The organism is Pseudogemmobacter faecipullorum, from assembly GCF_020539525.1.
Classification (GTDB): Bacteria; Pseudomonadota; Alphaproteobacteria; order Rhodobacterales; family Rhodobacteraceae; genus Pseudogemmobacter; species Pseudogemmobacter faecipullorum.
In genome coordinates this window covers 205,038-230,076 of sequence record NZ_JACDXX010000001.1, presented here as the reverse complement: position 1 = coordinate 230,076, position 25,039 = coordinate 205,038, and the positions used below count along the sequence as shown (strand labels likewise).

Annotated in this window: 17 protein-coding genes; 12 read left to right on the top strand and 5 right to left on the bottom strand. The window is 65.5% G+C overall.

The window, feature by feature from the left end:
- Nucleotides 1-35 precede the first annotated feature (35 nt).
- From rfbC to H0485_RS00985, 6 genes are all read left to right on the top strand, one after another.
- Nucleotides 36-608: a dTDP-4-dehydrorhamnose 3,5-epimerase gene (gene rfbC / locus H0485_RS01010; protein WP_226933461.1), complete on the top strand. Its 573-nt coding sequence runs from the start codon at nt 36-38 to the stop codon at nt 606-608.
- Nucleotides 605-1,654 carry a dTDP-glucose 4,6-dehydratase gene (rfbB, locus tag H0485_RS01005; protein WP_226933460.1) on the top strand — a complete coding sequence of 350 codons (1,050 nt, stop codon included), beginning with the start codon at nt 605-607 and terminating at the stop codon, nt 1,652-1,654. The genes rfbC and rfbB overlap by 4 nt, the downstream gene beginning before the upstream one ends.
- Nucleotides 1,651-2,511, top strand: coding sequence for a dTDP-4-dehydrorhamnose reductase (gene rfbD, locus H0485_RS01000; RefSeq protein WP_226933459.1), 861 nt, complete (start codon nt 1,651-1,653; stop codon nt 2,509-2,511). The genes rfbB and rfbD overlap by 4 nt, the downstream gene beginning before the upstream one ends.
- Nucleotides 2,508-3,383, top strand: coding sequence for a glucose-1-phosphate thymidylyltransferase RfbA (gene rfbA / locus H0485_RS00995; protein WP_226933458.1), 876 nt, complete (start codon nt 2,508-2,510; stop codon nt 3,381-3,383). The genes rfbD and rfbA overlap by 4 nt, the downstream gene beginning before the upstream one ends.
- Before the next feature lie 150 nt (nt 3,384-3,533).
- Nucleotides 3,534-3,743, top strand: a complete 210-nt coding sequence (locus H0485_RS00990) for a hypothetical protein (RefSeq protein WP_226933457.1) — start codon at nt 3,534-3,536, stop codon at nt 3,741-3,743.
- A gap of 646 nt (nt 3,744-4,389) precedes the next feature.
- Nucleotides 4,390-4,959 (top strand): sugar transferase, encoded by a 570-nt coding sequence (locus H0485_RS00985; protein ID WP_435531462.1) that lies wholly within the window; start codon nt 4,390-4,392, stop codon nt 4,957-4,959.
- 206 nt (nt 4,960-5,165) lie between these two features.
- On the opposite strand, the gene H0485_RS00980 is transcribed toward H0485_RS00985, so the two are convergent.
- Nucleotides 5,166-6,425: a Wzz/FepE/Etk N-terminal domain-containing protein gene (locus H0485_RS00980; protein ID WP_226933455.1), complete on the bottom strand. Its 1,260-nt coding sequence runs from the start codon at nt 6,423-6,425 to the stop codon at nt 5,166-5,168.
- 9 nt (nt 6,426-6,434) lie between these two features.
- Entirely contained in the window at nt 6,435-7,331 is an 897-nt protein-coding gene (locus H0485_RS00975; RefSeq protein WP_226933454.1) for a CpsD/CapB family tyrosine-protein kinase, read from the bottom strand.
- A gap of 341 nt (nt 7,332-7,672) precedes the next feature.
- Here H0485_RS00975 and H0485_RS00970 point away from each other — a divergent pair, with 341 nt between their 5' ends.
- Nucleotides 7,673-8,683, top strand: coding sequence for a glycosyltransferase family 2 protein (locus tag H0485_RS00970; RefSeq protein WP_226933453.1), 1,011 nt, complete (start codon nt 7,673-7,675; stop codon nt 8,681-8,683).
- 11 nt (nt 8,684-8,694) lie between these two features.
- Here H0485_RS00970 and H0485_RS00965 read toward each other — a convergent pair whose 3' ends face one another.
- Nucleotides 8,695-9,444, bottom strand: a complete 750-nt coding sequence (locus H0485_RS00965) for a WecB/TagA/CpsF family glycosyltransferase (RefSeq protein WP_226933452.1) — start codon at nt 9,442-9,444, stop codon at nt 8,695-8,697.
- Nucleotides 9,445-9,711: 267 nt separating this feature from the next.
- On the opposite strand from H0485_RS00965, the gene H0485_RS00960 reads away from it, so the two are divergent.
- The 5 genes from H0485_RS00960 (at nt 9,712) to H0485_RS00940 (ending at nt 24,002) form a co-directional block, all read left to right on the top strand.
- A complete protein-coding gene (locus H0485_RS00960) occupies nt 9,712-11,169 on the top strand; it encodes a hypothetical protein (protein ID WP_226933451.1) in 1,458 nt (485 codons plus the stop codon).
- A gap of 184 nt (nt 11,170-11,353) precedes the next feature.
- Complete coding sequence (locus H0485_RS00955) at nt 11,354-17,746, top strand: type I polyketide synthase (protein WP_226933450.1); 6,393 nt, start codon at nt 11,354-11,356, stop codon at nt 17,744-17,746.
- Nucleotides 17,747-17,750: 4 nt separating this feature from the next.
- Nucleotides 17,751-18,761, top strand: a complete 1,011-nt coding sequence (locus H0485_RS00950; protein ID WP_226933449.1) for a glycosyltransferase family 2 protein — start codon at nt 17,751-17,753, stop codon at nt 18,759-18,761.
- The gene (locus H0485_RS00945; RefSeq protein ID WP_226933448.1) at nt 18,758-23,374 is read left to right on the top strand and encodes a MupA/Atu3671 family FMN-dependent luciferase-like monooxygenase; all 4,617 of its coding nucleotides are present in this window, start codon (nt 18,758-18,760) and stop codon (nt 23,372-23,374) included. Before H0485_RS00950 ends, H0485_RS00945 begins: the two co-directional genes overlap by 4 nt.
- The gene (locus H0485_RS00940; protein ID WP_226933447.1) at nt 23,367-24,002 is read left to right on the top strand and encodes a 4'-phosphopantetheinyl transferase family protein; all 636 of its coding nucleotides are present in this window, start codon (nt 23,367-23,369) and stop codon (nt 24,000-24,002) included. The genes H0485_RS00945 and H0485_RS00940 overlap by 8 nt, the downstream gene beginning before the upstream one ends.
- A 4-nt stretch (nt 24,003-24,006) precedes the next feature.
- Here H0485_RS00940 and H0485_RS00935 read toward each other — a convergent pair whose 3' ends face one another.
- Nucleotides 24,007-24,228 carry a formate dehydrogenase subunit delta gene (locus tag H0485_RS00935; RefSeq protein WP_226933446.1) on the bottom strand — a complete coding sequence of 74 codons (222 nt, stop codon included), beginning with the start codon at nt 24,226-24,228 and terminating at the stop codon, nt 24,007-24,009.
- Complete coding sequence (fdhD, locus tag H0485_RS00930; protein WP_226933445.1) at nt 24,218-25,012, bottom strand: formate dehydrogenase accessory sulfurtransferase FdhD; 795 nt, start codon at nt 25,010-25,012, stop codon at nt 24,218-24,220. The genes H0485_RS00935 and fdhD overlap by 11 nt, the downstream gene beginning before the upstream one ends.
- Between the last annotated feature and the right edge of the window lie 27 nt (nt 25,013-25,039).

Sequence of the window (25,039 nt, the reverse complement as noted above, 5' to 3'; positions counted from 1 at the left end):
TATGGCCCTGAGTTAAGAAGGTGAGACTGAGGCTGATGTTGATTGAAGCAAGCACTTTGCCCGAGGTTCTGATCCTGACGCCGCGCCGCTTTGGCGATGCCAGGGGCTGGTTCAGCGAAACCTTCAGCGCGCGCGTCATGGCCGGGGCCGGGATCGGGATTGACTGGGTGCAGGATAACCATTCTTTCTCGGCGGTGCAGGGCACTTTGCGCGGGCTGCATTATCAGTCGCATCCCCATGCCCAGGATAAGCTGGTGCGCTGCACCAGGGGGGCGATCCTCGATGTTGCGGTGGATTTTCGTGCGGGAAGTCCGCGTTTTGGCCAATGGGTGTCACAGCGTCTCTCGGCTGAGAACGGGCAGCAGCTCTTGGTCCCGAAAGGTTTCCTGCATGGCTTTGTCACCCTGAGCCCGGATGTTGAGGTGCAGTATAAATGCTCGGATTTCTACGCCCCGGACTGTGATGGCGCGGTGCGCTGGGATGATCCCGGGATCGGCATCGACTGGGGGGATCTGCCCGAGGGCGGCCCGGTGCTCTCGGATAAAGACAAGGGGGCGCCGCTGCTGAAAGATGCGCCGCGCCCGTTTCGCTATGAGGGGATGAAATGAAGCTGCTGGTCACCGGAGGGGCGGGGTTTATTGGCTCGGCCGTTGTGCGTCTCGCCGTGGCGCGCGGGCATGAGGTGGTTAACCTTGACGCGCTGACCTATGCCGCCTGCCTTGACAGCCTCGCCACTGTCGAGGGCAGCCCGCTCTATCAGTTTGAACAGGCCGATATTCGCGACCGCGCCGCGCTGGACCGGATCTTCAGCGCGCATCAGCCCGATCTGGTGATGCATCTGGCGGCGGAGAGCCATGTTGACCGCTCGATTGATGGCCCCGGTGATTTCATCGAGACCAATATCACCGGCACGTTTAACATGCTGGAAGCGGCGCGTGCTTACTGGAGCCGGGCCGGGCGGCCGGAGGGCTTCCGCTTCCACCATATTTCCACGGATGAGGTCTTTGGCTCACTGCCCGCCGATCCTGAGGTGCTCTTCACCGAAGCGACCGCCTATGATCCGCGCTCGCCCTATTCGGCCTCAAAAGCAGCTTCGGACCATCTGGTGCGCGCCTGGGGCGAGACCTATGGCCTGCCGGTGGTGCTGACCAATTGCTCGAACAATTACGGCCCCTATCACTTCCCGGAAAAGCTGATCCCGGTGATCATCCTGAACGCTCTCGCCGGAAAGCCGCTGCCGATCTATGGCGATGGCTCTAATATCCGCGACTGGCTCTATGTCGAGGATCACGCCGATGCTTTGCTGCTGGTGGCCGAAAAAGGGCTGACCGGGCGCAGCTATAATATCGGCGGCGAGAATGAGCGCAGCAATCTGGAACTGGTGCAGAGCCTTTGCGCCATTCTCGACCGTAAACGTCCGAAGGCTGAGGGCTCCTATGCCGATCAGATCAGTTTTGTCATCGACCGCCCCGGCCATGATGCGCGCTATGCTATCGACCCTTCGCGGATCCGCGACGAGCTGGGCTGGCGCCCCTCGGTCACGGTGGAGGAAGGGCTGGAACGCACCGTTGACTGGTATCTGAACAATGCTGCCTGGTGGCAGCCGCTGCTGGCGCGCCAGGGCGTGGGGCAGCGGCTGGGGGTGAAGGCGTGAGCCTCGCGCCGTCGCGTTTCCTTGTCTTTGGCAAGACCGGCCAGCTGGCGCGCGAGCTGGCGCGGCTGCTCCCTGAGGCAAGCTTCCTTGGTCGCGATCAGGCTGATCTGCTCGACCCCTCCGCCTGTGCGGCGCAGATCCGGGCATATGCGCCCGAGGCGGTGATCAATGCTGCGGCCTGGACGGCTGTCGACAAAGCTGAGGGTGATGAGGCCGCTGCAACCCTTGTAAACGGCGCTGCTCCGGCGGCGATGGCGGCGCAATGCGCGGTTCTGGGCATCCCCTTCCTGCATGTCTCAAGTGATTACGTCTTTGACGGCAGCGGCGATCAGCCGTTTCAGCCCGGGGATCCGACCGGCCCGCTCGGCGCCTATGGCCGCAGCAAGCTGCAGGGCGAGGAAGGAGTGCGTGCAGCGGGGGGCGCCTGGCTGATCCTGCGCTGCTCCTGGGTCTTTTCGGCCCATGGCGCGAATTTCGTGAAAACCATGCTGCGGCTGGGTGCGGAACGTCCCTTGCTGAAAGTGGTCGATGATCAGCATGGCGGTCCTACCCCGGCTGCGGCGATTGCGGCGGCTCTGGTCCGGGCTGCCGGGGCGATGCGCGAAGGCGCCCCGGGCGGCACGCATCACTTTTCGGGCGCTCCGGATGTGAGCTGGGCGGATTTCGCCCGCGCAATCATGGCCCGCGCCGGGCTGGACTGCCGCATTGAGGGCATTCCCACCACAGATTATCCGACCCCCGCACAGCGGCCGCTGAATTCGCGCCTCGACTGTTCGGCATTTGAAACAGCATTTGGCATGGCCCGGCCCGACTGGCGGCAGGGTCTCGACGCGGTTCTGAAGGAGCTTCAGCCATGACGACACGCAAGGGCATTATCCTCGCCGGTGGTTCGGGTACCCGGCTTTATCCGATCACCATGGGCGTCTCAAAACAGCTCCTGCCGCTTTATGACAAGCCGATGATCTATTATCCGCTTTCAGTGCTGATGCTGGCCGGGATCCGCGACATCGCGGTGATCACCACCCCTGAGGATCAGAGCCAGTTCCAGCGGCTGATGGGCGATGGCAGCCAGTGGGGGCTGACGCTGACCTGGATCAGCCAGCCACGTCCGGAGGGGCTGGCCCAGGCCTATCTGCTGGCGGCGGATTTCCTCGCAGGGGCGCCCTCGGCCATGGTGCTCGGCGATAATATCTTCTTTGGCCATGGCCTGCCGGAGGCGCTGGCGGCAGCCGGGGCGCGTGAAACCGGTGGCACGGTGTTTGGCTATCATGTCGCAGACCCGGAACGCTATGGCGTGGTCGATTTCGACGCGGCGGGCAATGTGCGCGCGATCATTGAAAAGCCGGTTAAGCCGCCGTCGAATTTCGCGGTGACCGGGCTGTATTTCCTCGATGGCCGTGCCCCGGAGCTGGCGGCGCAGGTGAAGCCTTCGCCCCGGGGCGAGCTGGAGATTGCCGATCTTTTGGAAATCTACCGTGCCGGGGGCGAGCTGAAGGTTGAAAAGCTGGGGCGCGGCTTTGCCTGGCTTGATACCGGCACCCATGCCAGCCTGCTGGATGCCGGCAATTTTGTCCGCACTCTGACCCAGAGGCAGGGGCTGCAGGTCGGCTCTCCGGATGAAATCGCCTGGCGTCAGGGCTGGATCAGTCGCGCGCTTTTGCTCAGCCAGGCGCGGCTCTACGGTAAAAATGACTATGGCAGCTATCTGAGCGCCCTGGCCGAGGAGTAATCCGGCCTGAAGCCGCTGGAATCTGACGTAGCGGCAGGCCTGAATTCGCTGACGATAGTACTTTGTTAACTGTTTCGCTCCAAACTCCCCCTAAAAATGTGATTGTTCAGGAGTGGCGGAAAAGATCCGACCGTTTCGGGGGGAGGACCGATGACTGCAGGACTGATCCTTTTGTCGATCGCAGCAGCGGGCATGGGCATGGCCTTTGCGGCGCTGACGGGGCAGTCCCTGCTGGTCATTGTGCTGAGCTATAGTCTGAGCGGGGCCAGCCTGCTGCTGATCCTGGCCTTTTACAAAAAACGACGATTCGGACCCTGTGACCGGGCCAGGTCCGGTTTTTTGCGCCAGGGCGAGGGCTGAGAGGGCTGGTCAGAAAAAACGATTGTCCCTGAGCCGGAAACCCGGCTTCGCATCTGATATGGGGGAGGGACAATTTGCCACCTGGAAAGGCGGGGTCAGATCCGGAAACGGCTGTTCGAATCAGCCATGAAAGAATTCGGCGGGTGAAATACATCATTCAATCAGCGCGCGAAAGAGCGGCCATTCATCCGGAAAAATTCGCCCATGTGGCGAAATTCAAGTGTAAACGTGGCCAAATTGTGATCAATGCCGCTATCTCTTCCGTAGCCTGACGGGGGCCAGTCCGCTATTATCGGAGCTGGGGGCATTCTTTATGAGTGCTGAGGATGATAGTTAGTTTTTGCATGCTGCCGGTGGCGAATGCGGAGCCTGTTCAGGGCTTCCGGTATGTATTCTCTCCCGAAGCACTACATTTGTTGATCGGCTGCTGACAATGGCTGTACATTATTCGGTGTTAACCGAGGATGGATCCGGCATAGCCAGATCCACCTCATCGGGGCTTGTGACTGGCCTTTCCAGGGAATTCGCCCCGGGGTCCAGCGGCTCAGGAAAGCCGTCGGAAGCAGATTTGCAGGCCTTTGCCATCCGCGGTGGCACTCCGCGGCGCAGCGGGTTGTATCGCAATGGCTTTAAACGCCTGCTCGATATGTTTGTCATCCTCGCCGCCATCCCGGTGGTGCTGCCGATTGTGCTGGGCCTGGCGCTGCTCATTGCGCGCGATGGCGGCAGACCGTTTTATTCGCAGATGCGGATCGGTAAGGGCGGCAAGGTCTTCCGCATGTGGAAGCTGCGCTCAATGGTCTGTGACGCTGATCTGCGGATGGAGGAATATCTCGCTGCCAATCCGGAGGCGCGGGCCGAATGGGACAGCACGCAGAAACTGCGCCATGATCCCCGGATCACCGCGGTCGGTGCTTTCATCCGCCGCTCCTCGCTCGATGAGCTGCCACAGCTCTGGAACGTGCTGCGCGGCGATATGAGCCTGGTCGGCCCGAGGCCGATGATGATCTGCCAGCGCGATCTCTATCCGGGCACGGGCTATTTTCTGCTGCGCCCGGGGCTGACCGGTTTCTGGCAGACCGCCGGCCGCAACCGCACCACCTTTGAGGCGCGGGCAGAGTTTGATGATGCCTATGAGGAACAGCTTTCGCTGCCCACCGATGTCAGCATTCTGGCCCGGACCATCAGCGTGGTGCTGAAAGGCACCGGCTGCTGAGCCCTGGCGCTGCCAGCCGCGCCCCCGCTGCCTTTCTAGGGCCTGATGAGCGGCGAAAGCTGAGGCTGAAATGCAAAGCCCGTCCGGTTCCGGGCGGGCTTTTTATAATGCGGATCCTGGGGCCTTGCTCCGGGATCCTGCAGGATCCGGGATGGGAAAGGGGAGGGGCCAGAGCTGCTCCAGTGCTGTTCCGGAGCGGGGGGCTTTCAGCCCATCCGGCGCCACCAGCGCCGGCGCCGGGTTCCGGGTGCCAGCTCAAGCTGCGGGATGGCGATCAGCGGGCGGATGCCCAGCTCGCGCTGCAGTTGCGCCGAGGTGCGGATCACCGGGCGCATCAGCTCCATGGCAAAGCCGAGGGCAAAGCCAAGGGCTGCCCCGGCCAGGGCTGCCGCCATCACATACATCCGGCGCGAGGGACCAGAGGGATGCTCTGGCGTCATCGCCCGGTCCAGCACCGCAAAGCGTTCCCGCTGCCGGGTTTCGGCCAGCTGCAGCGCCGATTCCGCATTGGAGAGGGCCATGGTGGCACTGTCAAAATCACGGCGGCTCTGTTCCAGACGGCGTTCCAGATCGGCCAGACCGCGCTCGATATCCGGCACCCCGGCCAGCCGGCTTTCCAGCGCCGTGCGGCTTAGCTCAAGCGCGTCTTTCTGGCCGCTCAGCAACAGGATCTGATCCTCAAGCTCAAGCAGGCGCTGTCGGTCGGTGGGGCGGATGATCTCGCGGCCAGTGAGGCGGCGGGATTCATCATTGGCGGTCAGAAGCTGGCTGTCGAGCGCGCGCAGCTCGGTGCCAATGCCGACCAGCTCATCGCGGAGTGCCGCTGTAGCGGGGGGCAGTGAGGCGGCATTGGTGCTGCGATACAGCGATATCTGTTCTTCCTGGCCGGTGATCTCGGTCTCGGCAGCCCTGCGCTTTTCGTTGAAAAACTCATAGGTATCGCGCGCCTGACGGATCTGGCCACTCGAAGACATTTCCATCAGCTGGCCTGCCAGATCATTGGCAAGCCGCGCCGCCAGATCGGCATTATCCCAGGTGACACTGAGCACGATGGCGGTGATCGGGGCCACGCCATTCCAGCCGGTATCATTGCCCAGGATGGTGTCGAAAGCTATGGCGAGGCGCAGCTGCGAGACTTTTTCATCCGGCGACAGGCCCGGGCTGTCGCTGAAAAGCCCATAGCTCTCTGCCAGCGCCAGCAGATTGTCGCGGGTGGTCAGCCGGTGGCGCACGGTCTGCAGCATCTGGGCTGCTTCGCGGCCGGGCTCGCTGCGCTCGCCGGCCGGGCTGGTGCCGGTGACCTGGGCGGTCTGTACCTCAATCGAGGTGAAAGCAGTGTAGCGATGCGGGCGCTGCAGCGCATAAAGGGTGCCGATCACCGCGCAGATCAGTATCGCGGTGAGAATGATCCAGCGCCGGCGCAGCAGAAAACCGATCAGATCCTCAAAACTCTGGATGGGGCCCATGATCTGCCTTCAGTTGTGCAGGGATTTACGACCGGAGAACCGCAGCCATGAGCGGCGATCCTGGCTGCGGTTCAGCACCACGGCGAGCAGCGGCAACCGCCCTTCAAACAGGCGTTCACAGGCGGCGATTTCTTCGGCAGTGCTGCGGGTGCCATCGACGACGAGCAGCACGGCATCGACCCGCCCGGCCAGGGAGACGAGGTCGTCCGAGGTCAGGCTTGGCCCGGTGTCGCAGATCACCATATCGGGCTGTAGCCTGCTGAACATTTCCTCAAAAGCCGTGGCGAATTCCGGATCCTGCAGGCTCTCGGCGGCGCGGGCCACCGGCGCGCCGTTCAGCGCCAGCGCGAGGTTGTTGCCGAGGCGGCGGAAATGCGCCTCGAGGGGCTGTTCGCCATGCATATAATCGGCCAGCGGCCCGGCATCGCGCAGTCCGAACAGCCCGGCCAGCTGCGGCTCGCGCAGCGAAAGATCCATCAGCACGGTGCGGCAGGAGGGCAGGCGCGCCAGGGCCAGTGCGAGATTGGCGGCCAGAAAACTTTTGCCACAGCCCTGCGAGGGCGAGGTGACGGCGAGGCTGCGCCAGCCCTCTTTTGCCATGGCCTGGGCAATCCGGGTGCGCAGCATGTCGAAATAACGTGTCCCCTCATGCTGTTCTGCATCAAGGAACAATCCGTTTCCGGCCAGAAAATCGGGATCGGGGCGGAAACGGGTCAGCGATTCCCAGACCCGTGAGGGGTTGGGGGCGGCAAAGCTGCGCGCATCGATCATCAGTTCGCGCCCGGTGCTCTGCTCCAGCACCACCGGCAGATCGCTGCGCGGACGGCCCGGTGCAAAGACCGAGACCGAGCCGCGTCTCGCGGACGAACGGGGGGCGGGCTCAGGCTCGTCAGACCCGGCTGACATCAGTTTATGCCCTTCAGAATGATCATTTTTTTCAAAAAGGTACAGGCTCTCGTCACGCGTCATCACCCAGGGGCCTCACCTGGCGCAAACCGCGCCGCAAAACTGATCAGCCCGCCTCACATGGGGCCGTAACCGCATTCTGTCTTTCTGCCGGAACAGCAAAAAGACCGGCTGGCTCCACGGATCCGGGCCCCCGCCCAGCAGCCTCTGCATAGCAGAGAAAGCCCGCAAAACAAAGACCGCAGGCAGCGCAACCGCGTGATCTTGCGGCGATGAGAACGGCGGTTATCGCCCCGGCCGTGCTTTGACAGAAGCGCCGCACTGCTGTCTGATCCCGGGTCATGAGACAGAATGCTCTATCTTCAGATCCGGATGCGGTGCCGGTGGTGGATGCGGTGGTCATCGGCCGCAATGAGGGGGCGCGGCTGCTGGCCAGCCTCGCCTCGCTGCAGGGCGTGGTGCGGCAGATCATCTATGTCGACAGCGGTTCGGACGATGGCTCGCCCGAGGCGGCGCTTGCCGCCGGGGCCGGGCTGGTGAGGCTGGAGAGCGACCGTCCCTTCACCGCCGCCCGGGCAAGAAATGCCGGGCTGAAGCGGCTGGCCGGGGGCGAGCTGCAGGCCGGTTTCGTGCTGTTCCTCGATGGCGACTGTAGCCTGCGCGAGGGCTTTGTGCCGGCAGCGCTGCAGGCCTTCGCGCGTGAGGCCGATCTGGTGGTGGTCTGTGGCCGGCGCCGCGAGCGTGCACCGCAGGCCTCGGTCTATAACCGGCTTTGCGACCGCGAATGGAACACGCCGGTGGGCGAGGCTCTGGCCTGTGGCGGCGACGCGCTGATGCGGCTGCAGCCGGTGCTGGCGCTTGGCGGCTACCGCGAGGATCTGATCGCCGGTGAAGAGCCCGAACTGTGCCAGCGGCTGCGCCGTCAGGGCGGTCGGATCCGACGTATCGATGCCGAGATGACCTGGCATGATGCCGCGATGACCCGGTTCGGGCAGTTCTGGCGCCGTTCCAGACGCGCGGGCCATGCTTTTGCCGAAGGCGCGGCGCTGCATGGAGCTGGCCCGGACCGGCACTGGCGCGCCGAAACCCGCCGGGCGCTGCTCTGGGGGGCGGCTTTGCCGCTGGCGGCGCTGGGGCTGAGCCTGCTGTTCTGGCCTGGCTTTCTGCTGCTGTTGCTGGCCTGGCCGCTGCAGGTGGCGCGGCTGGCCTGGCGCTGGCGGGCCGAGGGGCGGGCGGGGGCCGAGGCTGCCCTCTTTACCACGATCGGCAAAATTCCCGAGGCGATCGGGGCGATCGGCTATTATCTCGGGCGGCTCAGCGGCAGGCGGCGCGGCCTGATCGAGTATAAATAGGCCCGCCCGGCTCAGCGCCGCTGCCGCCATGCCCTGAGCGCCTCGCCCGGCAGGATCGCGGCGCAGGCAGCATAGCGCGGCATCAGTCGCCGCGGCGCGCTGAGCGCGCGCCAGGCCCATTCCATCGCCATTGCCCGCACGAAGGCCGGGGCCCGGCTCTGATGGCCCGAGATGAATTCCACCCCGGCGCCGACAGAGGCAAAGCCGGTTTCCGGCGCAAGGCTGCGGCCAAGGGCGGCAAATTTTTCCTGTTTTGGCGCCCCAAGGGCAATCAGGCACAGGCCCGGCCCCTGATCGCGGATCTGTGCCAGTGCCTCGCGGGCGGCTGGCCCTTCGGGGTCAAAACCCATCGGCGGCGCGATCAGCACGCCGGGAAGGTAGCCCGGGATTTCGGCGGCAAAACGCGTGCTCGCGGCGGCCAGCGCCTCGGCCGTGGCCCCCAGCATCGACACTTTGCGCCCGGCGGCGGCGGCGGCTGTGACCAGCGGGCGGACCAGATCCGATCCGGGCATCAGCCCGACCCTGTCCCCGGCCAGCGCCGAGAGCCAGACGATGGGATTGCCATCGGCCACCACCATATCCTGCGCCGCATAGGCCTTGCGAAAATCGCGATCGCGGCGAAGTTTTACCAGATGGTCCAGATTGATCGTGGCCAGGGCAAAGCCGCGCCCGTCAGCGAAATGCTGCGACACCTGCTGCAGCAGCTGCGGCCGCGTGGCATGGGTGATGCGGATCGTGGTTGCGCCGTAGGAAAACTTCACCTGAACCGCCGGAATTTGGGACTGCCACTGCCGGGCTGTCGGGCCGGGCGAGGGGAGACTAGGGCCGGAGCGGCGCGAAAGCGACAGTGAAATCGGGTAAACAAACTGTTTTCAGCGATCCGGCCGCTGTCAGAAAGATAGCCGGAAGCCGGGTCAGATGGTATAGACTGCAGCTATTGTAACTGAGCTGCGCCGGAACCCGGGCCGTTGAAAGCCGGGGCGCAGGGCCTGCAGTGCGGAATTTCACTCAGCGGATCTGACTCTATCTTGTATCTTACCCCGACTCCGCTTGCCTGGATTGCTTTGCTGAGCTGGCCGCTGGTGGTCTGGCTGCTCTACAGCCGTCTGGGGCCGGGGCGGGCGCTGATCTGGTCGGTGCTCGGAGCCTATCTGTTTCTGCCCGAATTGCTGCGCATCGATCTGCCGGTTTTGCCCGATCTTGATAAGCATACGCTCCCGGCGCTCTCGGCCGCGGTGATCTCATATCTGCGGCTGCGCCAGCGACTGCCGGTTTTCACCGGCGGCCGGGTTACAACGCTGCTGATCCTGTGCTTTGTGATCTCGCCGCTGATGACAGTGCTGTCGAACCGCGATGTCATTGCCTTTGCCAATGGCACATTCCTGCCCGCGCTGCGGATCTACGACAGCCTGGCGGTCATTGCGATGCAGGGGCTGCTGATCCTGCCGCTGTTTCTGGCCCGGCGGGATCTGGCCCGGCCCGAGGCGATCCGTGATCTGCTCGGCGCGCTGCTGGCGGGGGGGCTGCTCTATCTGGTGCCGATCCTGATCGAGGCCCGGCTGTCGCCGCAGCTGCACAGCTGGATCTATGGCTATTTCCAGCATGATTTCATTCAGGCGATGCGCTTTGGCGGCTTTCGCCCCTTTGTCTTCATGCCGCATGGCCTGTGGGTGGCGTTTTTCATGCTTTCCGCTTTGCTGGCCTGTGCAGCGCTGATCCGCGACAGCGCCGGGAGGGAACGGCTGCGCAATATCCTGCTGTTTCCGGTCATGGCCGGGCTGCTGATCCTGTGCAAATCTTTCGGCCCGGTGTTCTATGCGATCTGTGCGGTGCCGCTCCTCTTGATGGCCCGGCTGCGCGGCCTGCTGATGATCAGTGCGGTGCTGGCGCTGATTGTTGTGCTCTATCCTATGTTGCGGGGGGCGCAGCTGGTGCCGGTCAACAGCGTGCTGGATTTTGCTGCATCGCTGAATGCCGAGCGGGCCCAGTCCTTTGGGTTTCGCGTGATGAACGAAGAAGCCCTGCTTGACCGTGCCGCCGTGCGCCCCTGGTTTGGCTGGGGCGGCTATGGGCGTGGCTTCGTGCATGACATGGCGACGGGCGAGAATATCAGCATCGCGGACGGGGCATGGATCATCCATATCGGCTCTTTTGGCTGGCTGGGCTTTCTCGCCCAGTTCGGGCTGTTATGTATGCCGGTCTGGCTGCTGCTGCGCGAGGGCATGGCCAGGGGCGGGGTGGTTTCGCGTGCCGCAGCCTCGCTGGCGCTGATCCATGCGCTGAACCTGGCTGATCTCTTGCCCAATGCGACACTGACCCCGGTCACCTGGCTGACCGCCGGGGCCCTGCTTGGTTATGCCGAGGCGCAGCGGCGCGCCCGTATCGCCGGAGGCACGGCGCCCGAGGCGACCGGGGACAGGGCCGGAGCATCGCCCGGGCAGGGAGCCGGGCCGGCGCGGCCGCGGCGGCTGGTTATCGAGGGATAGGGGGGAAATCCGGGCCGGCTGTGGCAAAATCCTGACGCCTGCGCCCGCGGCGCCCGGAAAAGGCCATACCGGTGTCCAGGGTATGCCGGTTCAGATCTTTAAGCTAATCTGCCGGGGCAGCAGGCGGGCTTTCAGGGCGGCCGGGGCGCATCCCGGTTTGCCGGGGCTGGTGTGAAGGGGTGATATGAAGGACGAGCGGAACAATCGGCCCGGACTGAGCGAGACCGACATTGCAATCGTCGGGATGAGCGCGCATCTGCCGGGATGCTCGGATCTTGAGGGCTACTGGCACATCCTTCGCGAAGGGATCGAGGCGATCCGCAGCCTTTCGCGCGAAGAGCTGCTCGCGAGTGGCGAAAGCCCGGCAAAGCTGGCGCGGCCGAATTACGTGCCTGCCGCCGCCGTTCTCGAGGGCTTTGAGACCTTTGATGCCGAATTCTTCGGCTTCTCGCCGAAAGAAGCGGCAATCCTCGATCCGCAGCACCGCCAGTTCCTCGAAGTGGCCTGGGAGGCGCTGGAAAACGCGGGCCATCCGCCGGAAAAATTCAACGGCTCGATCGGGGTCTGGGCCGGCTGCGGTATGGGCAGCTATTTCTATTTCAACCTGTGCTCAAACCGCGATCTGGTCGAAGAGACCGGGATGTTCCTGTTGCGCCATACCGGCAATGACAAGGATTTCCTCTCGACCCGGGTCAGCCATATCCTTGATCTCAAAGGCCCTTCGGTCAATGTGCAGACCGCCTGCTCGACCTCGTTGGTGGCGGTGCATTACGCGGCCCAGGCGCTTCTGAACGGCGAATGCGATATGGCACTGGCGGGCGGTGTCACCATCGAGCTGCCCCATGCGCGCGGCTATCTCTTCCGGGAGGGTGAGATCCTCTCGCCCGATGGCCATTGCCATGCCTTTGACCACCGCGCCCAGGGCACGGTTTTCGGCTCGGGAGCGGGCTGCGTGGTGCTGCGCCGCGCCACAGATGCGATCCGGGACGGCGATCATATCTGGGCGATCCTGAAGGCCACGGCGATCAATAATGACGGCGCGGCTAAGGCGGGCTATCTGGCCCCCAGCGTCGATGGTCAGTCGGCCTGTATCGCCGAGGCCCAGGCCCTGGCCGGGGTCAGCTCTGACAGTGTGACCTATGTCGAATGCCATGGCACCGGCACCTATCTCGGCGATCCGATTGAGGTGGCGGCGCTGACCGATGCCTTCCGCGAAAGCGGTTCTGCCACCGGGCATTGCCGGATCGGCTCGGTCAAAACCAATATCGGCCACACCGATACCGCCGCCGGGGTGGCCAGTCTGATCAAAGTGGCTTTGTCGCTGCATCACCGCGAGCTGCCGCCGAGCCTTGGCTATGAGGCGCCCAATCCGGCGATTGATTTTGAAACCTCACCCTTCCGGGTCAATCATGCGCTGAGCCCCTGGGTGGCGCCGGTTCTGCGCGCGGGCGTCAACAGCCTTGGCGTGGGCGGCACCAATGCCCATGCGGTGCTGGAAGAGGCGCCGCGCCGCGCAAAGGCCGAAGAAAGCGACTGGCCAGTGCAGCCGCTGGTGCTTTCGGCGCGCTCGAAAGCGGCGCTGAACGACCAGGCGGCGCGGCTGGCGGCGCATCTGCGGGCCCATCCGGAACAGGATCTGGCCGATGTGGCCTTTACCCTGAAAGAGGGCCGCCGCGCCTTTGAAAAGCGCCGGGTGCTGGTGGCCGAAAGCCATGACCAGGCGGCAGATCTGCTCGCGGGCAGCGATCCGCGTCTGGTTTTTGACCATGAGCCTCTGGGCGAGGCTCCGGAGGTGATCTTCATGTTCCCCGGCGGCGGGGCGCAATATGCCGGTATGGCACGCGATCTTTACGAGACCGAGCCGGTCTTTGCCGATGTGATGGATGCGGGGCTGGCCCATCTCGCCACCCTGACCGATCAGGATATCCGCGCGCTCTGGCTGCCCGCGCCCGGGGAGGAAGCTGCGGCGGATGAGGCGCTGAAACGCCCCTCGCTGCAGCTGCCGCTGATCATGATCACCGAATATGCGCTGGCAAAACTCTATGCCTCCTGGGGGGTGCATCCGGTGGCGCTGGTCGGCCATTCCATGGGCGAGAACACCGCTGCCGCTCTTGCCGGGGTGATGTCTTTTGAGGATTGCATCGCGCTGGTCACCCTGCGCGGCAGGCTGTTTGACACCGTGCCTGCCGGGGGAATGCTGTCGGTGCCTTTATCCGAGGCCGATCTCGCCCCCTATCTGCGTGACGATCTTGATATGGCCTCGGTCAACGGGCCGGGGCTTTGCGTGGTCTCGGGTCCGGATGCGGCATTGCAGGCGCTCAGCGAACGCCTTGCCGCGGATGAGATTGAGGCGCAGAGGGTGGCGATCAATATCGCCGCCCACAGCCGGATGCTTGAGCCGATCCTGCAGGACTTCCGGGCGTTTTTGCAGGGGCTGAGCCTCAGCGCGCCGCAGATCCCGATCATCTCAAACCGCAGCGGGCGCGAACTCAGCGCCGCCGAGGCCTGCGATCCCGAATATTGGGTGGCGCATCTGCGCAATACCGTGCGTTTTCGCGATTGCCTCGCCACGCTCGGCGCGGTGCCGGGGCGGATCTTCATGGAGATGGGGCCGGGCAGGGCGCTGTCCTCGCTTGCCGGCGCGAATGGCATTGCTCAGGGGGCGCTGGTTCCGGCTTTGCGCCATCCGGCGCAGAAGATCAGCGATGACGCCTGGCTGATCGGCTCGATTGCGCGGCTCTGGGCCTGCGGGCTACAGACCGACTGGGCCCAGATCTGGGGCGGCAAGGCGCGGCTGCGCCTGCCGCTGCCCGGCTATGCCTTTCAGCGCAAATCCTATTTCATTCCCCCCGGCCAGCAGCGCGAGGCGGCTGAGGCAGCCGCCCCGGCCCGGGCTGAAAATCTGCGCGACTGGGGCTGGAAGGCGCATTGGCGACCGAAGGAAGCCGGGGCCGAGATCGGCGATCTGGCCGATCTGTCACCCGGGACCTGGCTGATCTTTGCCGATGCCGAGGGCATTGCCGCTGCCGCCGCCGCCCGGCTCCAGGCCGCAGGCCACCGTGCGGTTCTGGTGACAGCGGGCGACACTTTTGCCGAGACGGCGGGCGGGCATTACACCCTGCCGTCTGAGCGCGGGCGCGAGGGCTATGATCAGCTGATCCAGCATCTGACCGGACGCGGCCTGACCCCGACCCGCATCCTGCATGGCTGGCTGCTGGCCAGGGGCGAGAGCTTCCGCCCCGGATCGAGCTTTGCCCAGAAGATCCAGGAGCAGGGCTTCTGGTCGCTTCTGTTCCTGCTGCAGGCGCTGGCCGATGAAAACCTGGCCCGGGATCTGAAGCTGGTGGTGGCGACCAATGGCGCGGCGCGGCTGAAGGGCGAGGCTCTGCCCTGGCCCGGCAAGGCCATGGTGCTGGGGCCGGTGCTGGCGGGGGCGCGTGAGCTGCCGGGTGTCAGCCTCACGCAGATCGATCTTGAGCTGGGGGCACCGGAGGGCGCTGCGGCGCTGGCCGATACGTTAATCGAGGAGGCCATGGCCGATGGCGGGGCGGTTGCCGCCCTGCGCGGCGGACGTCGCTGGCAGCGCGGCCTGCGCCCGGCTGCCCTTCCTGAGGAAGCGCTGGCCCTGCCGCAGGGCGCGCATGTGATGATCACCGGCGGCTTTGGCGGCATTGGTCTCGCGCTGGCCGAAGAGATGACCCGCCGCCATGGCGCGAAGATCAGCCTGATCGCCCGGGCCGCTCTGCCCGAAGGGGCGGCCCGCGAGGCCTGGCTGGCGCGGCACGGCGCCGGGGATGCAATCTCGCGCCGGCTGATGGCGCTGGCGCGGCTGGAGGCGATTGCGGCCGGGGCCGGGGGTGCGGTGCGGGTTTTGCAGGCCGATGTGGCCGATCTCTATGAGATGCAGGCGGCGCGGGATGCCGCCATTCAGGCCTTTGGCCCGGTGGAAATGCTGATCCATGCGGCGGGGGTGGTGGCCGATGGACCGCTGCTGGCCAAGGCTCCGCAGGAGGCGGAAGAGGTCTTCGCGCCAAAACTGCATGGCACCGGCGTGCTGGACCGGCTGTTTCCGGATGGCAGCATTGCCACTATGGTACTCTTCTCCTCCAGCTCGACCTGGACCGGGCCGGCAGGACAGGTCGATTACATCGCCGCCAATGAATATCTGAACGCCTTTGCCCAGAGCCGCGCCGGGGGCAAAACCCGGGTGGTGGCGCTGAACTGGGGTATCTGGCAGGGGGTTGGCATGGCCGCCGAGGCTTTGTCAGACCGGATGGGCCGCCCCGAGGCGCCACGCCTGCCGATCCGGCAGCAGATGCTCAGCGAGGCCGGGTTCGATGCCAAAGGCAACCGGCTGTTCTTTGGCCGGTTCAGCACCGATCACTGGCTGTTTGACGGCCACCGCACCAAAGCGGGCGCGGCGCTGATCCCGGGCACCGCCTATCTGGAACTGGCGGCCGAGGCCTGGGCCGCGCAGGGCGAGAGCGGTGGCTTTGAGCTTTGCGATCTGACCTTCTTCCGCGCGCTCGATCTGGCCGGGGGCGAGCAGCGTCAGCTGCGGCTGCGGCTCGGGCGCAGCGAAGAGGGCTATAGCTATGAACTGCAGTCCTTCCTCAAAATCGGGGGACGCGAGGGCTGGCTGACCCATGCCACGGCCCGGCTGCTGCCGCTCGGCGACCGCGCGCCACAGATCGATCCTGCCGCCATCGCCGCGCGTCTGGGCCCGGCAGAGACCGGCGAGGGGCTGGTCAGCCCCCAGGAGGAATTCCTGGATTTTGGCCCGCGCTGGCGGGTGCTGCAGAGCCGGGCCTGGGGCGAGGGTGAGGGGCTGGCACATCTTGCTTTGCCCGCCCCCTATCAGGCCGAGCCGGGCGAGGGCTGGCTGGTCCATCCGGCGCTGGCTGATCTGGCAACCGGCTGGGCGATGGAGCTGATTGCGGGCTACCGGCCCGACCGGCTCTGGGTGCCGGTCAGCTATGGAGGCCTGCGGCTTTATGCGCCGCTGACGCCCCGGCTGGTCAGCCATGTCAGGAATGCGGCTGAGAACCGCGCCGACCGGCCGGTGGCGGTATTTGATGTGACGCTGGCCACGCCCGAGGGCAAGGTGTTGGCCGAGATCACCGGCTTTACCATTCGCCGCCTCGATGCCGCGCTCAGCTTCCCGACGCCCGATCCGCGCAGCCTCGAAAGCGATGAGGGCAGTGCGAAACCGCTGTCGCCGGCCGAAGAGCGGCTGGTCGCGGCCTTCCGCCAGGGCATCCGCCCCGAGGAGGGGGTGGCGGTCTTTGGCCGGGCGCTGAATACGGGCCTGTCGCAGATCGTCGTTTCGTCGCTGGATATGCCGGCGCTGATCCGCCAGACCGGGGCGGCAGCCGAACCCTCGCGCAGTGCCGCCCAGGCCTTTGAGCGCCCGGATCTCGGGACGGATTATCTGGCGCCGCGCGATGATATCGAGCGCAGCCTGGCCGGGTTCTGGCAAGAGCTGCTGGGGGTGGCGCAGGTGGGGGTCGAGGATGATTTCTTCGCGCTTGGCGGCCATAGCCTGATCGCGGTGCGGCTGTTCTCGATGGTGAAAAAGACCTGGTCGGTCGATTTTCCGATTTCGGTGCTGTTTGAGGCGCCGACGGTTGCCGCCTGTGCTGCGCTGATCCGCGAGGCGGCGGGGATCGCACCTGGCAGCAGCGGCGAGGGCGAGGCGACAACTCCGCGTCCGGCGGCGAAACCCGCGCGGCGCTATATCCATCTGGTGCCGATGCATCAGGGTGAGGGCGGAACAAAGACGCCTTTCTTCCTGGTGGCAGGCATGTTCGGCAATGTGCTGAACCTGCGCCATCTGGCCGGGCTGCTCGGGCGGGAGCGGCCGTTTTACGGCCTCCAGGCCCGCGGCCTTTACGGCGAGGATCAGCCGCATGACAGCTTTACCGAAGCCGCGCGCGACTATCTGGCCGAGCTGCGCCAGGTTCAGCCCTCTGGCCCCTATCTGCTGGGCGGCTTCTCGGGCGGTGGGCTGATCGCCTGGGAAATGGCGCGCCAGCTGGAAGCCGGGGGCGAGGAAGTGGCGCTGCTGACCCTGCTCGATACGCCTTTGCCGATGCGCCCTGTCCTGACACGACAGGATAAGGCCCTGATCAAGCTGAGCGAATTCCGGCGCAAGGGCCTGTCTTACATCAGCGAATGGCGCGAGAACCGGCGTGCCTGGGCTGAAGCGCAGCGCCATGCGGCCGGGGCTGCGCCGGAGACCGGCTTTCATAATGCCGCCATTGAGCGCGCCTTCCGGGCGGCGCTGCCGCGCTATGAAATGTCGCAGCGTCAGGGGGCGACCGTATTGCTCCGCCCGCCGCTCGACCGGCACTGGAAGGTATCGGGCGGCAAATATGTCTCGGTGGCGCGCGAATATGTGACGCCGGACAATGACCTGACCCGTTTTGCCCCGGCGCTGCAGGTGGTGGAAGTGCCGGGCGATCACGATTCAATGGTGCTTGAGCCCAATGTCCGGGTGCTGGCATCGCGACTGAAAGCGCTGTTGCAGGCGCTGGAAGCCGGTGAGGGCGCGCAGCCCCCCGGCAATGCGGGGTAACAGTTTGGCCAGCGTTCTGACCGTCATTCTCAACTGGCGTACCGCCGATATGACCCTGCGTGCCGCCGAGGCCGCGCGGGCTGCCATGCAGGGGATCAGCGGCGCGATCACCATTGTGGATAATGCCTCGGGTGATGGTTCGTTCGACAGGATGAGCCGCGCGGTCCAGGCCCGCGGCTGGGACAAAGGCGAAACCCCGGTCCGGGTGCTGCAATCCGGGCAGAATGGCGGCTTTGGCGCGGGCAATAACCATGGCATCCGCGCAGGCCTGCAAGGGGATTTCCCGGCGGGGCAGCGCCCGGATTATGTCTATGTCCTCAATTCGGACGCCTTTCCCGAGCCGGGCGCGATCCGGACCCTGCTTGGCTATCTTGAGGCGCATCCCGAAGCAGGTTTTGCCGGTTCGTATATTTATGGCGAGGATGGCGCGGCGCATCAGACCGCCTTCCGCTTCCCTTCGGTGGCGGGCGAATTTGAAAGCCATCTGCGTCTTGGCCTGGTTTCGCGCCTGTTGCGGCATAAAATCGTCGCCATGCCGGTGCCGCAGGTCACGGCCCGGGCCGGTTGGATGGCCGGGGCCAGTCTGATGCTGCGCCAGGATATGCTCGATCAGATCGGTTTGTTTGATGAGCGGTTTTTCCTTTATTTTGAGGAGACGGATCTGATGCTGCGCGGCGCGCGTGCCGGGTGGCAGGCGGTTTACCTGCCCGAAAGCAGGGTCATGCATATCGGGTCGGTCTCGACCGGGATGAGGCAGTGGCAGCGGCTGCCGGGTTTCTGGCTCGACAGCCGGTTGCATTATTTCACCAAAAACCATGGCCGCAGCGGTGCGATTGCCGCGACCTTGGCCGCCGCGCTTGGCGGGGGTTTGTGGCGGGCGCGGTTGCTGGTGCAGACCAAAGAGCGGGGCGATCCGCCTTATTATCTGCGCGATATGTTAAAACATCATTTCCGCCGGAGATTCCGGCCGCTGCCAGAGGCGAAAAACGCGCCGGTCCGGAGGGAAAAAGCATGAGCCTTACCGCTGTTGTGATTGGCAATGAAACCCTTACCCGCGAATGCGCCGCACTCTGGCTGGCGCGCGGGCACAGGATTGCGCATCTGCTGTCCGATTCCGCTGCCATTCAGGCCTGGGCTCTGGCTCAGGGCATCAGCACTGGCGCGGCAGCAGAGCCGGAGGCTTTGCCGCGGGTGGACTGGATCCTGTCGGTTGCCAGCCTGCGGCTGCTGTCGCCTGGGGTGCTGGCGCGGGCCGGGCAGGGGGCGGTGAATTTCCATGACGGGCCGCTGCCCGAACTTGCCGGGCTGAATGCGCCGGTCTGGGCGCTGCTCGCGGGCGAGCCCCGCCATGGCATCACCTGGCACCGGATCGAGGGTGGCGTGGATCAGGGGCGCATCCTTGTGGAGCGGCGCTTTGATCTGGCGCCGGATGAGACCGCGCTGACGCTGAACAGCCGCTGCTTTGAGGCCGGGCTCGACAGTTTCCCCGAGGTGATCGCGGCGCTGGAAGACGGGGCGGCGGGGCATCTTCAGGATAAAAGCGCGCCGCATCAGATGCATCGGCGCGCCGACCGGCCCGCGGCCATGGGGCGGCTCGACTGGACCAGACCGCGGGCCGGGCTGTTGCGGCTGATCCGGGCGCTTGATCATGGGGGCTATCCTAACCCGGTCTGCACCGCGAAAATCGATACCGGAAGCCGGATCCTCAATGTCGGTACTGCCGCGCTGGCCGGGGGGCGGGGCGCGCCGGGGGAGGTGTTGTCGGCGGATCAGGAGGGGCTGGTGGTGGCCTGTTCTGACGGGGCTTTGCGGCTGAGCCGGCTGACATGTCAGGAAAAAGGCCTGCCGGTCTGCGCCTCTGCCCTGCATGAGCGGCAGCTGCCGCTCATGCAGCCAGAGGAGGCGCATGAGCTGACGGCGAGGCTGGCCAGCCTCGCCCCGCAGGAGAGGGATCTGCTGAAAAGCCTGACCGCGCTGCAGCCGGTTGCGGTGCCGGGGGCGCTGGCTCAGGCGCCCGTCGCGCCCAGGCTGCAGGCGATAGAGATGGAACGGACCGCCCCTGAGCTGCTGGTGCTGGCCGCGCTGCGTGCCTGCGGGGCGCAAGCCGGGGATCTGGCCCGGGCCGCCCCTGGTCTGCCAGGCTATATTGCCGACTGGCAGCCGCTGTCGGTGGCAGCGGGGCAGGGGCTGGCCGGGGCCCGGGCCGCATTGGCGGCCGCGCTGGCCCGCGATGCCACGGGATGGCCGCTGGATCTGCTGAGCCGCGATGCCCGGCTTGAAGGCTTGCAGGTTCCGGCGCTGGCGCTGTCAGAGGGTGCGGCTTTGCCCGGTGCGGTGCTGACGCTCGCGCCAGGGCGGGCCTGGTTTGATGCCTCCCGGCTGGAGCCGCAGGCCGCTGCGGATCTGGTCGCCAGGATCGGCTCTGTCGCCCGGTTTCTTGCCGGGGCGGCGGATCAGCCACTGGCAGAGGTGCCGGGTCTGACACCCTCTGAACTGGCGCTTGTAACTCTCGGCCATAATCAGACTGCGGCCGCATATGACCGGACTATCCTGATGCATCAGGCCTTTGAGGCCCGTGTCGCTTTGCATCCCGAGGCACCGGCCCTGGCTTTTGAGGGCGAAATGCTCAGCTATGCCGGGCTGAATGCCCGGGCCAACCGCGCCGCGCATGTGCTGCGCCGGATGGGGGTGGGGCCGGGGGTGCTGGTCGGGCTTTCGACCCGGCGCGGCCCGGATCTGGTGGCGGGGGCGCTGGCGATCCTGAAAGCGGGCGGGGCCTATGTGCCGATGGATCCGGCCTATCCCGCTGAACGAATTGCGCTTTTTGCCGAAGACAGTGGCGCGCCGGTGATCGTGACCGATCGCGCCACCGCAGCTTCGCTGCCCGAGGGGCCGCAGCTTCTGATCATGGATCAGGATGCCCGCCTTGCCAGCGCGCCGACGGGTGATCTGAGCGGCGGCGCCGGGCCGGAAGATATTGCCTATATGATCTATACCTCGGGCTCGACCGGACGGCCGAAGGGCGTGCTGGTCGAACATCGGAATGTGGCGAATTTCTTTGCGGGCATGGATCAGTGCATCGGTACTGATCCCGGCTGCTGGCTGGCGGTCACCTCGCTTTCCTTCGATATTTCGGTGCTCGAACTGTTCTGGACCCTGGCGCGCGGCTTTAAGCTGGTGATCTCATCCGATGAAAACCGGGCGCTGGTTGCCTCGAGCGGGGATTTCCGGGGCGAGGCTGCGCCGGGCGAGGGCATGGATTTTTCGATCTATTACTGGGGCAATGACGATGGTCAGGGGCCGCAGAAATACCATCTTCTGCTGGAGGGGGCGAAATTCGCCGATCAGCATGGCTTTAAGGCGGTCTGGACGCCCGAGCGGCATTTCCATGCCTTTGGTGGCCCCTATCCCAATCCTTCGGTGACCGGGGCGGCGGTGGCGGCAGTGACGCGCAATCTTGCCGTCCGGGCCGGATCGGTGGTGGCGCCTTTGCACCATCCGGCGCGGATCGCCGAGGAATGGGCGGTGATCGACAATCTGACCAATGGGCGCACCGGCCTTGCCTTTGCCTCGGGCTGGCATCCCGATGATTTCGTGCTGCGCCCTGAAAACACCCCGCCCGGCAATAAGGCGGCGATGTTTGCCGCGATGGATCAGGTGCGCGCGCTCTGGCGGGGCGAGGCAGTGTCTTTCCCGAAAGGCGATGGCACGCCCTTTGCGGTGAAAACCCAGCCGCGCCCGGTTTCACGTGAATTGCCGGTCTGGGTCACCACCGCCGGCAATCCTGAAACCTGGGAGGAGGCCGGAAGGGCCGGGGCCAATGTGCTGACCCATCTTCTGGGCCAGTCGATTGCCGAACTGGCCGGCAAGATCAGGCTGTATCACGCGGCTTTGCAGGGCGCCGGCCATGATCCGGCCGGTTTCAGCGTAACCCTTATGCTGCATACGCTGATCGCGGAGACGCGTGAGGAGGCGCGGCGCATCGCCGAGGCGCCGATGAAGGCCTATCTCGCCTCGGCGGCGGCGCTGGTGAAGCAATATGCCTGGGCCTTCCCGGCGTTCAAAAAGCCTGAAGGTGCGGTCAATGCGATGCAGATCGACCTCGCGGCTTTGTCGGAGGAGGAGAATGAGGCGATCCTCGATTTCGCCTTCCAGCGCTATTTTGAGGATTCGGGCCTGTTTGGCACCATTGAGGATGCGCTGGCTCGGGTGCGCGAGCTGAAAGCGATCGGCGTGGGTGAGGTGGCCTGCCTGATTGATTACGGCATTGCGCCAGAGCGGGTGCTGGAGGGGCTGAAGCCGCTGGCCGAAGTGGTGCGGCGCAGCGCGCCTGCGGCGGTCGGGGCGGATGATTTCTCCATCGCCGGACAGATCCGCCGCCATAATGTGACCCATCTGCAATGCACGCCCTCGATGGCGCGGATGATTGTGATGAATGATGAAAGCCGGGCGGCTCTGGCCCGGGTTCAGACCATGATGATCGGCGGTGAGGCGCTGCCGGGCGCGCTGGTCGATGAGCTGCAAAGCGCGGGTATCGGGCGGCTGCTGAATATGTACGGCCCGACCGAAACCACGATCTGGTCCTCGGTTGAGGAGGTCAGCAAGGCAGAGCCGGTGGTCAATATCGGGCGGCCACTGGCGAACCAGCAGTACTATGTGCTGGATGAGGCGGGCCAGCCGGTGCCGCCGGGCGCAGAGGGCGAGCTGTGGATTGGCGGTGAGGGAGTGACGCGCGGCTATTGGCAGCGCCCGGATCTGACCGCCGAGCGCTTCCTGCCCAACCCCTGGCATCCGGGCCGGATGTACCGGACCGGCGATCTGGTACGCTGGCGCGCCGATGGCCGGGTCGATTACATCGGCCGCGCCGATCATCAGGTGAAACTGCGTGGCTACCGTATCGAGCTGGGCGAGATCGAGGCGGCACTGGAGGCGGAGGCAGGGGTCAGCCAGGCGGTGGTCATGGCGCGCGAGGACCAGCCCGGCGATCTGCGGCTGGTGGCCTATTTCAGCGGCAATGCCGATGAGGCGGCGCTGCGGGCGGCTCTGGCCGGGGCGCTGCCCGCGCATATGCTGCCCGCCCATTATATGCACCTGGCTGCTTTTCCGCTGACCCCGAACCGCAAAGTGGACCGCAAGGCCCTGCCGGCGCCGCATCAGCGCCTGATGGCTGCCGCCGCCGCGCCAGAGCCGGAAGTGGCGAGCCCGGCTGTGGTGCCAGCGGTGCCGTCAGCGGGCGCTGATCCGGCGCTCGGGGCAGAGGTGACGAAGATCTGGGCGCGGGTGCTGGGGCTGGCGAAAGTGGCGCCGAAGGATAATTTCTTCGCGCTCGGCGGCCATTCTTTGCTGGCGGTGCAGCTGCATCGTGAGATCCGCGAGGCCGTGCCAGGGGCCCGGGTCTCGATCACCGATATCTTCCGCTTCCCGGTGCTGGAGGCGCTGATCAGCCATATCACTGGTTCTGCGGCCCCGGCGCAGCTCGCCCCGGTTGCGGTGCAGAGCTTTGCCGCCGCTGCGGATCCGGCTCAGCCGCTGCTGCAGGTTGCAGCCCAGCCTTTGCCTTCGGGGCTTGATGCGGCTATGGCGCGGCGGCGGGCGATGCGCCTCGCCAGACGGGGGTTGGATGCCTGACAGACTGCTGCGGCTGGAAAGCACGCTGGCCGGGCTTTTGCCACCGGGTTCAGCGCTGGCCAGTGCCGATCCGAAACAGAGCTATCCGCTGCTGCCGGGCGAGGAGGCGGGGGCGATGATCGCAAAACGCGCGGCTGAATTCTCGGCCGGGCGCTATGCGGCGCGCCTGGCGCTGGCTCGGCTGGGCGAGGCAGAACAGGCGATCCCGCGCGCTCCCGATCGCGCGCCCTGCTGGCCGGAGGGGATCCGGGGCAGCATCACCCATTCCCGTGAGGCCTGCCTCGCTGCCGTGACCCGCGAGGGCCGGGGGCTGGGACTTGATCTGGAACTGGCCCGCGACTTCGATCCTGGCCTGATCAGCCGGATCGCTCATGCGGATGATCAGGTCACCGGCTGGCCGGAAGAGCGCCATGGGGTGATGATCTTCAGCGCCAAAGAGGCGGCCTATAAGGCACAATATCCGCTGTCACAGCGGGTCTTTGGCTTTGAGAAAATGGCGGTCAGGATTGAAGGCACGCGCCTGGTCGCGCGCTTTCGCGAAGGGATTGCGCCCTTCGCGGCCGGGGAGCAGCTGACCGGCAGGATCACCCTGGCCGAGGGCCATGTGCTCTCGGCCGTCTGGCTGTAACGGATCAGGCCGCAACCGGGCGGCGGATCTTTTCGGCGGCGCGGATCACCAGCGGGCGAAAGCCCTCGCCACCGGCATCGAGCAGCTCAAAGAACTGACGCCGCATCCGCGGCTCCCAGAAATCATTGATATGGCTGGACAGACCTTCGATCCCTTCGGCCTCAGGCTTGCTTTCCATGAAAAGCGCGATCTGATTGGCCATGCGGGTGATTTTCTCAACGGACATGGGGATCCTCCGGGATCAGACGATGGGGATGGGTAAAAAGCTCAAATCTGTCGGGCCGGGCCAGAGCGATCAAAGTGATGCCCAGCTGATCGGCAAGGGCGACCGCATCGGCGGTCGGGGCTGAGACGGCGATCAGCATCGCAGCACCGATCGCCGCGACCTTCTGCACCATATCGGTCGAGACCCGGCTGGTCAGGACCACCGCGCCCTCGGCATGGGGATGGCGGATCAGATGGCCCGCGAGTTTATCCAGCGCATTATGGCGCCCGACATCCTCCCGCGCGGCATAGATCCCGCCCGGCACCCAATAGGCGGCGCAATGGGCGGCGCGGGTCACATCATGCAAAGGCTGATGGGCGGGCAAAGCATCAATCGCCGCCATCACCTCGGCCGCGCGCATACGAAAACCGGTTTCGGCCACCCTGGGCATCTCGCGCAGAGCCTGTTCGATGGAATCAATGCCGCAGAGCCCGCAGCCGACCGGCCCCGCCATGGTGCGGCGGCGCTCTTTCAGCCGGGCCTCGGCCTCGGGCACCAGCCAGGTCTGAACATCGGTACCGCGTTCGCCGGCGACCACGGTGATCTCTTCGATTTCATCGGGCCGGGCCAGACCTTCGGTCAGGGCAAAGCCATAGGCGAAATCGACCAGATCATCCGGTGTCGCCATCATCACCGCCTGGGTCGAGCCATTGAAAGACAGGGCCACCGCATGTTCCTGCGGCAGCAGCCTCTCGCCGCTCTCTCCCCCGCTTTCCCCGCCAAATTTCCGGCGGGGAACGGGCATTGCGCCCCTTTGCATCGAGATCTCCGT

What these genes read in the sequence shown, in the direction of transcription:
- rfbC (WP_226933461.1), top strand. Translation starts at nt 36, where the DNA reads ATGTTGATTGAAGCAAGCACTTTGCCCGAGGTTCTGATCCTGACGCCG.
- rfbB (WP_226933460.1), top strand. Translation starts at nt 605, where the DNA reads ATGAAGCTGCTGGTCACCGGAGGGGCGGGGTTTATTGGCTCGGCCGTT.
- rfbA (WP_226933458.1), top strand. Translation starts at nt 2,508, where the DNA reads ATGACGACACGCAAGGGCATTATCCTCGCCGGTGGTTCGGGTACCCGG.
- H0485_RS00990 (WP_226933457.1), top strand. Translation starts at nt 3,534, where the DNA reads ATGACTGCAGGACTGATCCTTTTGTCGATCGCAGCAGCGGGCATGGGC.
- H0485_RS00985 (WP_435531462.1), top strand. Translation starts at nt 4,390, where the DNA reads ATGTTTGTCATCCTCGCCGCCATCCCGGTGGTGCTGCCGATTGTGCTG.
- H0485_RS00980 (WP_226933455.1), bottom strand. Translation starts at nt 6,425, where the DNA reads ATGGGCCCCATCCAGAGTTTTGAGGATCTGATCGGTTTTCTGCTGCGC.
- H0485_RS00975 (WP_226933454.1), bottom strand. Translation starts at nt 7,331, where the DNA reads ATGTCAGCCGGGTCTGACGAGCCTGAGCCCGCCCCCCGTTCGTCCGCG.
- H0485_RS00970 (WP_226933453.1), top strand. Translation starts at nt 7,673, where the DNA reads ATGAGACAGAATGCTCTATCTTCAGATCCGGATGCGGTGCCGGTGGTG.
- H0485_RS00955 (WP_226933450.1), top strand. Translation starts at nt 11,354, where the DNA reads ATGAAGGACGAGCGGAACAATCGGCCCGGACTGAGCGAGACCGACATT.
- H0485_RS00945 (WP_226933448.1), top strand. Translation starts at nt 18,758, where the DNA reads ATGAGCCTTACCGCTGTTGTGATTGGCAATGAAACCCTTACCCGCGAA.
- H0485_RS00940 (WP_226933447.1), top strand. Translation starts at nt 23,367, where the DNA reads ATGCCTGACAGACTGCTGCGGCTGGAAAGCACGCTGGCCGGGCTTTTG.
- H0485_RS00935 (WP_226933446.1), bottom strand. Translation starts at nt 24,228, where the DNA reads ATGTCCGTTGAGAAAATCACCCGCATGGCCAATCAGATCGCGCTTTTC.
- fdhD (WP_226933445.1), bottom strand. Translation starts at nt 25,012, where the DNA reads ATGCCCGTTCCCCGCCGGAAATTTGGCGGGGAAAGCGGGGGAGAGAGC.